Below are 15099 nucleotides of genomic sequence, written 5' to 3' on the forward strand. Positions count from 1 at the left end.
TGCCGTGGATTGATTTTGAATCGAGTTGTTGATGACCGAAGTCGCTCAATTTACGCCAAGTTTGACCGGACGACATTTTCCGAGCTGGTCGCGGGCCATTTCTCTGGTCGGTGTCGCGCTTTTGTTGGTCATTCTCGCACAGCTCTTTCCGATCTCGCCCCAGTTGGTTTCGGGCCTGCTGGCGGTTGGAGGGTCTTTTCTGGCCGTTGGCGCGTTTGTTCTGTTGCGCGGATGGTTCTCGTATCGCGTTGACAAACAGGCGCAGACCATTCTCGCGTCGTTTCTGGAAAAAGAGCCCGCTCCGGGTTTCATCACGGATGCCAACGGGCGGGTGCTGATCGTGAACTCCGCAGCGCGGGACAGGTTCAACGCCTCGACAGGCGCAAGGCTGGACATGTGTTTGCGGTCCGTTTTCGCCAATCCTGCGGCGATACTGGTTCGGATGCAGTCATTGGCGCAAGTCGAAGGGCGCGCGGCAGAAGACATCGTGACAAAGGGTACGACAATTCCAGTTCTGGCGATCGACCTTGGCGATGATCTGTACCTGTGGCGGATCAAGGCCTCGGGTCGGCAACCTTGGGCGTATACTTCGCTTCCGATCGTGACGCTCGGGCGAAATGACGTGGTCCTGAACATGAATGCTGCGGCCGAGGCGATGCTCCGAGGCAGCGAGGTTGGCGCGGCCGAGGCTCTGACGCCGGAGGTCATATCCGGTGAAACGGTTCTGCGCCTGCCTGCTCAAGAAGGTTCGCGGCGAGTACTCGTCTGCGAGGTTCAAAAAACCAGCGCGGGCCGGGATATAGCGCTGATCGTGCTTGACGACGCGCCTGTAGATCAGTGGACCACGACTTTCGCTGACGTCCCGGTGCCCATGATGCACCTTGCTCCTGCCGGAGAGATTCTGGATGCCAATCGATTGGCGCGCAAGCTGATCGGTGATGTTGAACCTGGTCAGACCAATATCGACACGATTCTGAGCGGATTGGGGCATCCCTTGCGGGACTGGCTGCTTCAGGTCGCCGCGTGTGATGGGCCACCACGTTCCGAATTCCTGCGGCTGGGTGGAAAGGACCGAGAGGTCTTCGTGCAACTGACCCTGACCCGCATCGTCAAGAACGGTGAGGTGCGCCTTGTTGCCGTGTTGAACGACGCGACCGAACTCAAGACGCTGGAGGCTCAGTTCGTCCAGGGGCAAAAGATGCAGGCGGTCGGGCAGTTGGCGGGCGGCGTGGCGCACGATTTCAACAACCTGCTGACCGCCATTTCCGGACATTGCGACCTGCTGCTGCTGCGCCATGATCAAAGTGATCCGAACTACGGCGATCTCGTCCAGATAAACCAGAATGCCAACCGGGCCGCTGCGTTGGTCAGCCAGTTGCTGGCCTTTTCCCGAAAACAGACTCTGCGACCGGAAGTGCTGGATCTGCGCGATACCATTTCCGACCTGATCCACTTGTTGAACCGCCTGGTGGGCGAGAAGGTCAAGCTGATCCTCAGTCATGATCCGGTTCTCAAGCCCGTCCGCGCAGACAAAAGGCAGTTGGAACAGGTCGTCATGAACCTTGTTGTGAACGCGCGCGATGCGATGCCCGACGGCGGAGAAATCCGTATCGAAACCGAGGTGTTTTCTTTGACCGAGCCGCTGATGCGGGACAGGGCGACGGTTCCGGTGGGTGAATATGTTTCGGTCAAGGTCATCGACAGTGGCGTGGGTATTCCGTCAGACAAGCTGCAGAAGATTTTCGAACCATTCTACACAACCAAACGGACAGGCGAGGGGACCGGGCTGGGTTTGTCGACGGTCTATGGCATCGTCAAGCAAACCGGCGGCTTCATCTTCGTGGACAGCACCGAAGGGCGTGGGACCGAGTTCAACGTCATGCTGCCGGTCTGCTTGGCACGGGACACCGAGGTTGCGATCGAACCGCCGGCACAACCGGAACCGAACGCGCATCAAGGCGAAGGTGTCGTTTTGCTGGTCGAGGACGAGGCGCCGGTACGCGCCTTTGCCACCCGTGCCTTGCGCCTCAAGGGCTATACCGTCTTTGAGGCGGGCTCGGCCGAGGACGCGTTGCGCATTCTCGAGGATCAGAACCTGCACGTCGACGTCTTCGTTACGGACGTGGTCATGCCCGGAATGGATGGTCCAACCTGGGTTGCCAAGGCGCTGGAAAGTCGGCCCGATGTGCGGGTGGTCTTCATGTCGGGCTATACCGAAGGCGCGTTTGGGGAAGCTGGGCCTGAGATCAGACACTCGACCTTCCTGCCCAAGCCCTTTTCACTGACACAATTGACCGAGGCGGTGTTTCAGCACCTCAACTAACGCGCCTGCTGATGCAGACGAAACTCGGCGGCATGAGCCTTGCGGAATGTATCCATGGTCTGGTCCGAAAGTATCAGTTCCCGCTTGGGCGATACATTTTCGCGGGTCAGATCGATCCGGGCGTTCAGTCGATCTTGAAGGAAGTCCAGAATCTCGTCCTGGTGTTCGTAGCGAAAGATATGCGAAGCACCGGCGCCATTGCTGCGGGTCCGGAAGAATTCAGTTTGGCTGCCGACATCGGCGAACGCGGGACGGGGCGATTGCATATAGGCCTGGACAAACTTGTCGAAAGACATGCCGTCGGTCGAATGCGGGTGGCCCGTCAATTCGGTGCGCGTCCTGTACCGGTACCAGCTGCCCAGCCAATCGACGGGTTCGCGCACGACGGCCATGATTTCCATTTCCGTGTCGTACATCTTGCGGAAAATGTTCTGGAAGAAACGGTCGTAGCGACGCACCGGCGCATGTTTCAGATCCGGTGGACCCGACACCACGATATCCGCCCGGTCCCGCAACGCGACCTGATAGGCGGTGCTTCCGGTTTTGGGCAGGGACAGAAGCGCAAGGCGTTCCTTGAAGAAGATCAGCATTTCATGTCTTTCCTGCGCCGAAGGCTGTCGTGCCACATGATTGTCCGCCCCGGCGGCCGAGGTCAATTGCTTCCGCACAAAATCGCCAGCCTGTGCAAGCAAAGTTTCATTGCAAAGACAGAGCCTTGGGCATGATTGAGAAGTTTCGAGATCAGAGTAAACGACTCTTTAACCTCTTCATCGAAAGGTAAGGAATGAAAGTTTTTGTTGAAATGTTCTCTTTTTGATCTCATAAGGAACAAGAGGCGAACAAAGCAGCGATTGCCGCCCGGTGATGGGTGTGACAAAAGGGAAGGCGACAGGACAATGGCGGATCTTCTGACAATGAACGACAAGAAAAACCCCGACAAGCAAAAGGCGCTGGACAGCGCGTTGGCGCAGATCGAGCGGCAGTTCGGCAAGGGCTCGATCATGAAACTGGGAGATGGCGCCCGGCAGGAGATCGAAGCCAGTTCGACCGGGTCGCTTGGGCTGGATATTGCCCTTGGCATCGGCGGACTTCCGATGGGTCGGATTGTCGAAATCTACGGCCCGGAAAGCTCGGGCAAGACGACCCTGACCCTGCATTGTATCGCCGAGCAGCAGAAACGCGGCGGCGTCTGTGCATTCGTCGATGCGGAACACGCGCTGGACCCGCAATACGCCCGCAAGCTTGGGGTGGATCTGGACGAGCTTCTGATCTCGCAGCCCGATACGGGTGAGCAGGCGCTGGAGATTACCGATACGCTGGTGCGTTCCGGGGCGGTCAACATGGTCGTGGTGGACTCGGTGGCGGCGCTGACGCCGAAATCCGAGCTGGAGGGCGACATGGGCGACAGCAACGTGGGTGTGCAGGCCCGGCTGATGAGCCAGGCGATGCGCAAACTGACAGGCTCGATCGCCCGCAGCAACTGCATGGTGATTTTCATCAACCAGATCCGCATGAAGATCGGCGTCATGTTCGGCAGCCCGGAAACCACGACCGGGGGCAACGCCCTGAAATTCTACAGCTCGGTCCGCCTGGACATCCGCCGGATCGGCGCGATCAAGGACCGCGATGAGGTGGTCGGCAACCAGACCCGCGTGAAGGTGGTCAAGAACAAAGTGGCCCCGCCGTTCAAGCAGGTGGAATTTGACATCATGTATGGTGAGGGCATCAGCAAGATGGGCGAACTGCTGGATCTTGGCGTCAAAGCCGGAGTGGTCGAAAAGTCCGGCTCGTGGTTCAGCTATGGGGATGAGCGGATCGGGCAGGGGCGTGAAAACGCCAAGCAATACCTGCGGGACAACAGCCGGGTTGCGCTGGAAATCGAGGATAAGATCCGTGCCGCGCACGGGCTTGATTTCGACATGCCGCCTGCGGCGGATGAGGATGATATCCTCGAAGCCTGATCGGAAGATCCGAGAGAACACTGGCAAGGTGAGCCTTCGGGTTCACCTTGTTTCGTTTGCGGTGCAGCAATCCTGTGGACTATCGGCGGGCAGGGGGCTAAACCGTCGCGATAGATCATGAATGCGCGCTGAGAGAGCCCAATGCCCACGCTGAACGATATCCGCTCAACCTTTCTGAACTACTTTGCCAAACAAGGGCACGAAGTGGTCGCGTCGAGCCCGCTTGTGCCGCGCAACGACCCGACGCTGATGTTCGTCAACTCGGGCATGGTGCAGTTCAAGAACCTGTTCACCGGCCTTGAGACCCGCGACTACACACGTGCCACCACGGCGCAGAAATGCGTGCGCGCCGGCGGCAAGCACAACGACCTGGACAATGTCGGCTACACGGCCCGCCACCACACGTTCTTCGAGATGCTGGGCAACTTCTCGTTCGGCGACTATTTCAAATCGGAAGCGATTCCGTTCGCTTGGGAGTTGATCACCAAGGAGTTCGGGATCGACAAGAACCGTCTGCTGACGACGGTCTATCATACCGATGACGAGGCGTTCGAGATATGGAAGAAAGTCGGCGTTCCCGAAGACCGGATCATCCGCATCGCCACCAGCGACAATTTCTGGCAGATGGGCCCGACCGGCCCCTGCGGCCCCTGTACCGAGATCTTCTATGATCACGGCGACCACATCTGGGGCGGACCTCCGGGATCAGCCGAGGAAGACGGTGACAGGTTCATCGAGATATGGAACATCGTTTTCATGCAGAACGAGCAGTTCGAAGACGGCTCGATGCGTGAACTGGACATGCAGTCGATCGATACAGGCATGGGGCTGGAACGGATCGGCGCGTTGCTGCAGGGCAGCCATGACAACTATGACACCGACCTGTTCAAGACACTGATCGAGGCCTCGGCCGAAGTCACGCATGTGGACCCCTATGGCGATCAGAATGTGCACCATCGGGTGATTGCCGACCACTTGCGGTCGACCTCTTTCCTGATTGCTGACGGGGTCATGCCTTCGAATGATGGTCGCGGATATGTCCTGCGCCGGATCATGCGCCGGGCCATGCGCCACGCGCATCTTCTGGGCGCCAAGAATCCGGTCATGCACAAGCTTGTTCCGACACTGGTTCAATTGATGGGCGCGCAGTATTCCGAACTGGGTCGTGCTCAGGCTCTGATCGAAGAGACGTTGTTGTTGGAGGAAACCCGGTTCAAGCAGACGTTGGACCGGGGGCTCAAGCTGCTGGATGACGAAGTGGCGGGCCTGCCGGACGGGGCGCCACTGCCCGGGGATGCCGCCTTCAAGCTGTATGACACCTATGGCTTCCCGCTTGACCTGACCCAGGATGCCCTGCGCGAAAAAGGTCGGACGGTTGATACCGACGGGTTCGATACCGCCATGGCCGAGCAGAAGGCGAAGGCGCGCGCCGCCTGGGCTGGTTCGGGCGAGGCAGCAGATCAGGCGGTCTGGTTCGACATACTGGACGCAAGCGGTGCGACCGATTTCTTGGGCTACGAAACCGAAATGGCTGAGGGTCAGGTTGTGGCCTTGGTGGTCGACGGTGACCTTGTGGACCGTATCGAGCAGGGCGGATCCGGCTGGGTGGTCGTAAACCAGACACCCTTCTACGGCGAGGCCGGTGGCCAAGTTGGCGATTCCGGCAGCATCCGCCGTCTTGAAGATCGCACCCAGAGCGCGACGGTCGAAGACACCCGGAAGTTCGCGGATGGCAAGGTCTATGCACACAAGATCGTCGTGGACAGCGGTGCGATCGCCAAAGGTGATGCCGTCGAGCTCGAAGTCGATCACGCCCGGCGCTCGGCCATCCGAGCGAACCACTCGGCGACCCACCTACTGCACGAAGCGCTGCGAGAAACGCTTGGCGATCATGTTGCACAGCGCGGATCGTTGAATGCTGCCGACCGTCTGCGGTTTGATTTCAGCCACGCCAAAGCGCTGACACAGGCTGAGTTGCAGACCGTGGAACGCGAGGTGAATGAGTTCATTCGTCAGAACTCGACGGTCGAAACCCGTATCATGACCCCGGACGATGCCCGCGCCTTGGGGGCACAGGCGTTGTTCGGTGAGAAATACGGCGACGAAGTCCGGGTCGTCTCGATGGGCAAGGCCCAGACCGGCAAGGGCCATGACGGCCAAACCTGGTCGATCGAACTGTGTGGCGGTACGCATGTGCGCCAGACAGGAGATATCGGGACCTTTGTCATTCTGGGTGACAGTGCAAGCAGCGCGGGCGTGCGGCGGATCGAGGCTCTGACCGGGGACTCTGCATTGCGGTACTTGACCGAGCAGGATCGGCGGCTTGGCCAGATTGCTGCCGAGTTGAAGGCGCAGCCGGATGATGTCGTCGATCGCATCAAAGCTCTGCTGGACGAGCGCAAGTCGTTGCAGAACGAAGTGGCGCAGTTGCGCCGCGATCTGGCGATGGCCGGTGGAGCCGGTCAAGGCGGCGGCGCTGAGGCCAAAGAGATCAATGGCGTCAAGTTCCTGGCACAGGCTCTGAATGGTGTGTCGGGCAAGGATCTGCCGGCCCTCATTGATGAGCACAAAGCGCGGCTGGGATCGGGCGCCGTTCTTCTGATCGCCGACACGGGGGGCAAGGCTGCAGTCGCCGCCGGTGTCACAAGCGACCTGACGCAGTCGATATCGGCCGTCGATCTGGTCAAGGCTGCGGTGCAGGAACTGGGCGGCAAGGGCGGCGGCGGGCGTCCCGACATGGCGCAGGGCGGTGGTCGCGACGCCGCCAACGCCGCGGCGGCCATCAAGGCCGCGGAAGAGGTTTTGGGAGGATAAGATGCCAGCACTCTGGATAGCACATGTCACGGTTACTGATGCCGAAGCTTATGGCAAATACGCCGAGCTTGCTGGCCCGGCCATTTCCAAACACGGGGGCACGTTCATTGCCCGTGCAGGACGCTACGTCCAACTGGAAGGCAAAGAGCGGCCCCGCAATGTCGTGGCCAAGTTCCCGTCGGTTGAAGCCGCCGTCGCCTGTTACAACTCGGCTGAATACCAAGAAGCCCTGAGCCACGCCCGGGGCGCAAGCGAACGTGAATTGCTGGTCGTCGAAACGACTGAGTGAGAATCAACCGGAGCCGGTTTTGGATCGGCTCCGGAACCCGCTTTGGATGACGCAACGTCAGACAAAGCTGCGACGCCGATCCGGGAATTGGGCCAAAATTGTTCCGGTGATCACGTCCCGCAATAAAAATTCCTCATGTTTTCAATTGGTTGAGATTTTTTGTGGCGGTGAAATTATGACGCTTTACCTCTAATTGTGTCAGGCTTCGCCATTTTCTTGCGCAGAAAAGGTCATATTGAGTTACGAATTTCCGCCGTTTTTTGCCGACAACCTGACCGAGGATTGCCAGAGCCAGTCTGTTAACGGATAGTTTCCAAAAGCAGAATATGGTCCTCAGAAGCGGCAGTCAGTCGAACGTATGGGATCGAGGGACAGGCATGAATCGGGTTTTGGACAGGTTCAACGCAGTGGCAAGTCGCGCAGCCAGAAAGGCCACATTGGCTCTGGGTGTGTTGGGAGTGATCGGCGGTGCCGTTCTTACGACAGGACAAGCCAGCGCTTCAGAGACAGCTTTCATTTCGGGATTTTCGGCTTCGCCACCGCCGTCGGGCGCACGGACACTGTGCCGACAGTATGCGTGGGCCTGTGCGAACAAGAAATCGGTTTCGCTGCCCAGCCATCAGGAATTGCGACTGGTCAAGCAAATCAATGCCCAGGTCAATGCGACAACGCGTGAGGTCACGGACCAAGTGCAGTACAAGACGCGGGAGCGTTGGGCCCTGCCAACATCGCGCGGCGGTGATTGCGAGGATTTTGCGCTGCTGAAAAAGCGTGACCTGATCAAGGCTGGAATTGATCCCAACAAGCTTTTGCTGGCGACCGTTTTGGACACCCGCCGCGGCCCTCACGCGGTTCTGGTTTACCGCTCCAATCAAGGTGATCTCGTGCTGGACAACCTGACCAATCGGATCAAACCCTGGTCGGCCACACGCTATTTGTTCCTGCGGATGCAGGACCCGAAACAGCCCCAGCGTTGGGTTGGGATCTACGGGCGAAGCTAAGAAGCAACAGCGAATTTGAGTTTCTTGAAGGCTCCAGCAAAAAAGGGCGATGAATTCATCGCCCTTTGTCATTTGTATGCCAGACTGCCACTCAAACGTGGCATCACGACCAAAGGCGGTTAGTCCTCGTCGTTGTTGGCGTTGTTGCCCTGACCAGGGCTTGCGCCTTCCGATCCATTTCCACCGCCATTATTGCCGTTAACGCCGCCGCCGTTACCGTTGCCGCCGCCGTTACCGTTGCCGCCGCCGTTACCGTTGCCGCCGCTTGAGCTGCCACCGTCGCCGCCGCCCGAGCCGCCATCACCCGAGCCGCCGCCGTCACCGCCGTCGCCACCGCCCGAGCCGCCATCGCCGGAGCCGCCGCCGTCACCGCCGTCGCCACCACCAGAGCCGCCGTCACCAGATCCACCGCTGGAGCTACCGCCGCTTGAGCTGCCACCACCATCGCCGGACCCACCGCTGGAGCTACCGCCGCTTGAGCTGCCACCGCCATCGCCGGACCCGCCGCTGGAGCTGCCTCCGCTGGAGCTTCCACCATCGCCAGAACCGCCGCTGGAGCTGCCTCCGCTGGAGCTTCCACCATCGCCAGAACCGCCGCTGGAGCTGCCTCCGCTGGAGCTTCCACCATCGCCAGAACCGCCGCTGGAGCTGCCGCCGCTGGAGCTGCCACCGCCGTCGCCGGACCCACCACTGGAGCTGCCGCCGCTGGCGCTACCACCGCTGGAGCTACCACCGCTGGAGCTACCACCGCTGGAGCTGCCACCACTGGAGCTACCGCCTGAACCTCCCGGAGGTGCCGCCGGTGGAGGATTGCCACCACTGGAACCGCCACCGCTGGAGCTACCGCCGCTGGAGCTACCACCGCCTGAGCTCCCGCTCTGTTCCGAAGGGCCGTCGCCGGATCTTTGATCAACCGTACCAATCGACGCGGTCGGGAAATCCGTCAGTACGGCCGCAAAGGCAGGACAGGTCTGCAAAGTGCGGGCAAGAATATCTTCGAAATCGGCACGACGCTGGATGTAACGCAGCATCCGTGCATCCACGACCGTACAGGCACACAGGGTTTCTGTGGAAACCGACTGCCGGGCTGTCTGGATCGTACACTTGTCCGCGGCGACAACAGGTCCACCGGACATCAGAGGCAATGAAGCTGAAGCAAATACTATTGTCAGTAGACGGGATTTGATGCGCATATCGCGCCTCCTTAAACTCGTTAAACTCATCACCGAACAACCTGGCGATGACACACTTTGAACACAAATACACCCCTATCACGTCGCATTTTCAAGGGCAACACCGCGATAGCGATGCGGAATTAACTCATCTTATGGACGAAATTGCAGGTAAAACAAAAGGGAAGCCATGAACCATTCATGGCTTCCCTGAGAAAACACCGTTTCAGATGGACGCAAAAATGTCACATTCGCGCCATTGTTTCCGACCCGTCCAAAATCGAACGGACCGGGGGTCAGGCTGACTTGGCCATACGCTTGCGTTCGTGCGGATCAAGGAACCGCTTTCGCAGTCGGATCGCGTTCGGGGTTACTTCGACCAGCTCATCGTCGTCGATGTAAGCAATGGCCTCCTCCAGCGAGAACTGGACATGCGGTGTCAGGCGAACGGCATCGTCCGAACCGCTGGCCCGCACGTTGGTCAGTTTCTTGCCTTTCAGCGGGTTCACCTCAAGGTCATTGTCCCGCGAATGTTCGCCGATAATCATGCCCTGATACACATCGGTCTGGGGGCCGACGAACATCCGCCCACGCTCTTCCAGGTTCCACAGCGCGTATGCGACGGCCTGTCCGTTCTCCATCGAGATCAGAACGCCGGCGCGCCGTCCGGGGATCGGGCCCTTGTGCGGTGCCCAGCCGTGGAACACGCGGTTCAGAACGCCGGTGCCGCGGGTGTCGGTCAGGAATTCACCGTGATAGCCGATCAGGCCACGCGACGGGACATGCGCAATGATGCGGGTTTTGCCAACTCCGGCGGGGCGCATCTCAACCAGCTCGCCCTTGCGCGCGCCTGTCACCTTTTCGATGACTGCGCCCGAGAATTCGTCATCCACGTCGATGGTGACTTCCTCGATGGGCTCCAGGCGTTGGCCGTCTTCCTCGCGGAACAGAACCTGCGGGCGCGAGATGCTGAGCTCGAACCCTTCGCGACGCATATTCTCGATCAGAACGCCCATCTGCAGTTCACCGCGGCCCGCGACCTCGAAGGCTTCGCCGCCGGGGGTGTCCGTGATCTGGATCGCCACGTTCGATTCGGCCTCTTTCATCAGGCGGTCGCGGATGACGCGCGACTGGACCTTCTTGCCGTCACGCCCCGCCAAGGGCGAGTCGTTGATGCCGAAGGTCACAGTGATGGTCGGCGGGTCAATCGGCTGGGCGGGCAGGGCCTCGACCACCTGGGGCGCCACCAGCGAATCCGCGACGGTGGCCTTGCTCATGCCCGCGATGGTTACGATGTCGCCCGCTTCGGCAACGTCGATCGGTTGCTGGCTGAGACCACGGAAGGCCAGGATCTTGGTGGCCCGGAAATTCTCGATCAGCTTGCCGTCACGGCTGAGCGCTTTGAGGCTGTCACCCGCCTTGAGCGTACCGCTTTCCACACGGCCGGTCAGAATGCGACCGATGAACGGGTCGCTGCCCAGAGTGGTCGCCAACATGCGGAAGGGTTCATCCTTGCGCTCAGCTTGTTTGGGGGCGGGAACGTGGTCGACTACCAGGTCGAACAGAGCGGACAAGTCCTTGCGCGGGCCGTCCAGTTCCATGTCGGCCCAGCCCGACCGCCCCGAGGCGTACATGGCCGGGAAATCCAGCTGGTCATCGTCGGCGCCGAGGTTGGCGAACAGGTCAAAGCATTCGTCCAGGGCGCGGTCGGGCTCGGCATCGGGCTTGTCGACCTTGTTCAACACCACGATCGGGCGCAGGCCCAGCGCCAGCGCCTTCGAGGTCACGAACTTGGTCTGAGGCATCGGGCCTTCGGCGGCATCAACCAGCAGCACAACACCGTCGACCATGCTGAGGATACGCTCGACCTCGCCGCCGAAATCGGCGTGTCCGGGGGTGTCGACGATGTTGATGCGCGTGCCTTTCCACTCCACACTGGTGGCCTTGGCCAGAATGGTGATGCCGCGTTCACGTTCGAGATCGTTGCTGTCCATGGCACGCTCGGCCACGGCCTGGTTTTCCCGGAATGCACCGGATTGTTTCAGAAGCTCGTCCACCAGGGTCGTTTTACCGTGGTCCACGTGAGCGATGATTGCGATGTTGCGCATGTCCATGAGGTCAGCCTTTGAACGGGAAGTTGCCGCGCGCATAACGCGGCGCGGCACAAGTTACCAGCCCTAACGCGCGATCAGTGGCCCGCAGTTTGCGAAAAGAGGTGGATGACCAGAATGCCGCCCAGAATCATCGCAAGGCCCAGAACCGCGGGCCAGTCCAGCCGTTGGCCGAAAACCACAAAGCCGATCAGCGCAATCAGAGCGATGCCAAGCCCGGACCAGATCGCATAAACGATGCCGACGGGCATTACCTTCAGCGTCAGCGCCATCAGGTAGAAGGCAAAGCCATAGCCCACCACCACCAGCACCGAGGGCCAGAACCGGGTAAATTGCTGGCTGGCCTGCAATGCGGTCGTTCCGATTGTCTCGGCAATAACGGCGAGAAGGAGGATCAGGTAGGCGTGGGGCATGGTTCTTGAACCCTTGATGCATCTGCTGGGACGTTGAGCACAGAATTCAGAAACGGCGCAAGGAAATTCAGGCAGCCGCCCCTTTCGTTGGTTCACCTAGGGTCAGGTAAACCCGACTATGGCAAGGCCGGAAAGCGTGTAAACTACTCCACGTTTTCGATTACTTTTTTAACGAGTGTGTTTCATGACGACATTTGCAAAAACGGTCGTGTTTGCTTCGGCAATAATCGTGGCGATTGGGTGGCTTGCTGACGGGGGGTCCGTCGATACTGACGCAGCCAAATTGGTTGATAGGTCAAGCGCAACAACAGTTTGAACGCCACGAATGAAACGAAAAAGGAGCCTGCGGGCTCCTTTTTTGTGCGCCTATTGCTTTTCGATCGCCTTTACCTTGGACCGGTGATCCGACAGCCTCTTGATCAGGAACTGCCGCGCCTTGCGCTCGGCCAACCGGACGCGGATTTCGGTAAGGAAAGCCTCCTCAAGCGATTGGGAGGCCGCGCCCAGCACGTCACCGACTTCGACATAGAACCGATCCTGGCCGGTTTCGTCCATGACCTTCATCGTATCCTCGGCCAGTTTCGCCGCGAGAATGGTGATGGTGTCGGACATCAGCGTGTGTTCTCGGTCAGGCGGCGTTTGACGTAGTCGGTCACGTTGGTCATCAGCGTATCCATGTGCTCACCCTGGAAGAAGTGGTCGGCTCCTTCAACCTCGGTGTGGGTGATGGTGATACCCTTCTGTTCGTGCAGCTTTCCGACCAGTGCGGTGGTGTCCGCCGGCGGTGCCACCCGGTCAGCCGTTCCGTTGATGATCAGCCCGGACGAGGGGCAGGGGGCAAGGAACGAAAAATCATACATGTTCGCGGGCGGCGACACGCTGATGAAGCCGGTGATCTCGGGGCGACGCATCAGCAACTGCATGCCGATCCAGGCTCCGAACGAAAAGCCTGCAACCCAGCAATGTTTCGAGTTGTTGTTCATCGACTGCAGATAGTCCAACGCCGATGCCGCGTCGCTGAGTTCTCCGACTCCCTGGTCATACTCGCCCTGGCTGCGGCCGACGCCCCGGAAATTGAAGCGCAGGACCGTAAAACCCATGTTGTAGAACGCGTAGTGCAGGTTGTAGACGACCTTGTTGTTCATGGTCCCGCCGAACTGGGGGTGCGGGTGCAGCACAATGGCGATCGGTGCGTCTTTTTCCTTTTGGGGGTGGTAACGGCCTTCCAGTCGGCCTTCTGGTCCGGGAAAAATCACCTCGGGCATGTGTGCGGTTGTCCTGTCTTTTTCTCGCGGGCGCCGGGATATACTTGACGGTTATCGTCAGGCACCTTAGAACGGTTCTAATTGAGTATCGCAGCGTGAACACGCTGTCAGTCGGAGATACGCACTGACCGCGGCGACGTCAATGTTTTCACGCGGTTCAAGCCACGAGGATCGAAGAATGAAGCTGTCAACCAAGGGCCGTTACGCGATGGTGGCGTTGGCGGACATCGCGCTTCAACCCGCCGACACGCTGGTGACCCTGGGAGAGATTTCCGAGCGTCAGGACATTTCGCTGCCCTATCTGGAGCAGCTGTTCGTCAAGCTGCGCCGTGCCGATCTGGTTGCATCCGTGCGCGGGCCGGGCGGCGGCTACCGTTTGGCGCGGCCGGCGTCGGAGATCCGCGTGGTCGAGATTCTGTCAGCCGTGGATGAAACAGTTGATGCCATGCACAAGGGGGCCGGGGCTTCGGGGGGATCCTCGGGCAGCCGGGCGCAGTCGCTGACCAACCGCCTGTGGGAAAGTCTCAGCGCGCATGTCTACGTGTTCCTGCACCAGACACGCTTGTCCGATGTGATCCAGAACGACCTTGCGCCGTGTCCAGCGGTGCCGGGGCTGTTCTCGGTCGTGGATGATTGACCGGTGAGTGGATTGGGAATCTCGAAGGGTGTGGCCGTGGATGAAAAGGTGAGTCCATGAAACGTGTTTACCTGGATCACAACGCCACGACCCCGCTGCGCCCCGAGGCGCGCGACGCAATGATCGCCGCGATGGAGGTCTGCGGCAACCCCTCCTCGGTCCATGCCGAGGGGCGAGCGGCCAAAGCCGTCATCGAAAAGGCGCGTGCTCAGGTGGCCGCGGCCTTTGGCGCGGATGGGGCCGATGTCGTATTCACATCCGGGTCCACCGAAGGCGCGGCGTTGGTCTTGGAAGGGCGCGACCTGCATGGCGCGGCGATCGAACATGATGCCGTAAGGGCCTGGACCGTTGAGGATTTGCCGGTTTCGAACCAAGGCGCTGTTACCGTTGCCGACCCGGCCCGGTCCACGTTGCAACTTGCCAATTCGGAAACCGGAATCATTCAGGCCTTGCCCAAGGGTCTGGCCGTCACCGATGCAACGCAGGCGTTCGGGAAACTGCCGATCGCGTTCAACTGGCTGGATGTGCAGATCGCGTTGGTCTCGGCGCACAAGCTGGGCGGGCCAAAGGGTGTGGGCGCCGTGGTTATGAAACGCGGTACGGATCTGGAGGCCCGGATCAAGGGCGGCGGGCAGGAAATGGGTCGCCGGTCGGGGACGGAAAATGTCATTGGAATCGCGGGGTTCGGCGCTGCGGCTGAAGCGGCGGTGCGGGATCTGGCAAACGGGGTTTGGGAAAAGGTTGCAGAACTTAGAAATATTCTAGAAAAGGCCCTTGAGGCTGGTTCTAAATCTACTATTTTTGTCGGGAAAGATCAGGATCGGTTGCCCAACACCCTGTGCTTTGCGACGCCCGGCTGGAAGGGCGAAACGCAGGTGATGCAGATGGATCTGTCGGGCTTTGCGATCAGCGCCGGTTCGGCCTGCTCCAGCGGCAAGGTGAAGGCAAGCGCGGTACTGACCGCGATGGGATATGACGAGGCCACGGCAGCCAGCGCAGTACGCGTTTCGCTGGGCCCCGAGACGAGTGAAGAAGACGTGCTACGTTTCGCCGAAACGTGGCTGGAAAAAGAGAAAAAGCATCGCGCGCGGGCCGCGTGATCTGACGGAGGGT

The 15099-nt window shown here is 59.9% G+C and carries 12 protein-coding genes; 7 read left to right on the top strand and 5 right to left on the bottom strand.

Going from position 1 to position 15099, the window contains the following annotated elements; translation table 11 throughout:
- Positions 1–31 precede the first annotated feature (31 nt).
- Complete coding sequence (locus tag ACR0NB_RS04585) at positions 32–2323, top strand: hybrid sensor histidine kinase/response regulator (RefSeq protein WP_480775054.1); 2292 nt, start codon at positions 32–34, stop codon at positions 2321–2323.
- On the opposite strand, the gene ACR0NB_RS04590 is transcribed toward ACR0NB_RS04585, so the two are convergent.
- Positions 2320–2913, bottom strand: a complete 594-nt coding sequence (locus ACR0NB_RS04590; protein WP_170403035.1) for a sulfotransferase family 2 domain-containing protein — start codon at positions 2911–2913, stop codon at positions 2320–2322. The two genes, ACR0NB_RS04585 and ACR0NB_RS04590, sit on opposite strands and share 4 nt — an antisense overlap.
- Before the next feature lie 306 nt (positions 2914–3219).
- Between ACR0NB_RS04590 and recA the strand changes: the two genes are divergently transcribed.
- The 4 genes from recA (at position 3220) to ACR0NB_RS04610 (ending at position 8388) form a co-directional block, all read left to right on the top strand.
- Complete coding sequence (recA, locus tag ACR0NB_RS04595; RefSeq protein ID WP_170339099.1) at positions 3220–4284, top strand: recombinase RecA; 1065 nt, start codon at positions 3220–3222, stop codon at positions 4282–4284.
- A gap of 141 nt (positions 4285–4425) precedes the next feature.
- Positions 4426–7098 (top strand): alanine--tRNA ligase, encoded by a 2673-nt coding sequence (alaS, locus tag ACR0NB_RS04600; protein ID WP_480775055.1) that lies wholly within the window; start codon positions 4426–4428, stop codon positions 7096–7098.
- Between the two features lies 1 nt (position 7099).
- Complete coding sequence (locus tag ACR0NB_RS04605; RefSeq protein ID WP_093962104.1) at positions 7100–7387, top strand: DUF1330 domain-containing protein; 288 nt, start codon at positions 7100–7102, stop codon at positions 7385–7387.
- A 377-nt stretch (positions 7388–7764) separates the two neighbouring features.
- Complete coding sequence (locus tag ACR0NB_RS04610) at positions 7765–8388, top strand: transglutaminase-like cysteine peptidase (RefSeq protein WP_170338554.1); 624 nt, start codon at positions 7765–7767, stop codon at positions 8386–8388.
- A gap of 1468 nt (positions 8389–9856) precedes the next feature.
- Here ACR0NB_RS04610 and typA read toward each other — a convergent pair.
- The 4 genes from typA to ACR0NB_RS04630 form a co-directional block, all read right to left on the bottom strand.
- Positions 9857–11674: a translational GTPase TypA gene (gene typA, locus ACR0NB_RS04615; protein ID WP_170363441.1), complete on the bottom strand. Its 1818-nt coding sequence runs from the start codon at positions 11672–11674 to the stop codon at positions 9857–9859.
- Positions 11675–11748: 74 nt separating this feature from the next.
- Positions 11749–12084: a DMT family transporter gene (locus ACR0NB_RS04620; protein ID WP_170339109.1), complete on the bottom strand. Its 336-nt coding sequence runs from the start codon at positions 12082–12084 to the stop codon at positions 11749–11751.
- A gap of 366 nt (positions 12085–12450) precedes the next feature.
- Positions 12451–12696 (bottom strand): hypothetical protein, encoded by a 246-nt coding sequence (locus ACR0NB_RS04625; RefSeq protein ID WP_093962100.1) that lies wholly within the window; start codon positions 12694–12696, stop codon positions 12451–12453.
- Positions 12696–13349, bottom strand: a complete 654-nt coding sequence (locus tag ACR0NB_RS04630) for an alpha/beta hydrolase (protein ID WP_093962099.1) — start codon at positions 13347–13349, stop codon at positions 12696–12698. Before ACR0NB_RS04630 ends, ACR0NB_RS04625 begins: the two co-directional genes overlap by 1 nt.
- Positions 13350–13527: 178 nt before the next feature.
- Between ACR0NB_RS04630 and iscR the strand changes: the two genes are divergently transcribed.
- Together iscR and ACR0NB_RS04640 are read left to right on the top strand one after the other, a co-directional pair.
- Complete coding sequence (gene iscR / locus ACR0NB_RS04635; protein ID WP_093962098.1) at positions 13528–13986, top strand: Fe-S cluster assembly transcriptional regulator IscR; 459 nt, start codon at positions 13528–13530, stop codon at positions 13984–13986.
- 56 nt (positions 13987–14042) lie between these two features.
- Positions 14043–15086, top strand: coding sequence for a cysteine desulfurase family protein (locus ACR0NB_RS04640; protein WP_480775056.1), 1044 nt, complete (start codon positions 14043–14045; stop codon positions 15084–15086).
- Positions 15087–15099: the final 13 nt, after the last annotated feature.

The organism is Ruegeria sp. CG3, from assembly GCF_056537205.1.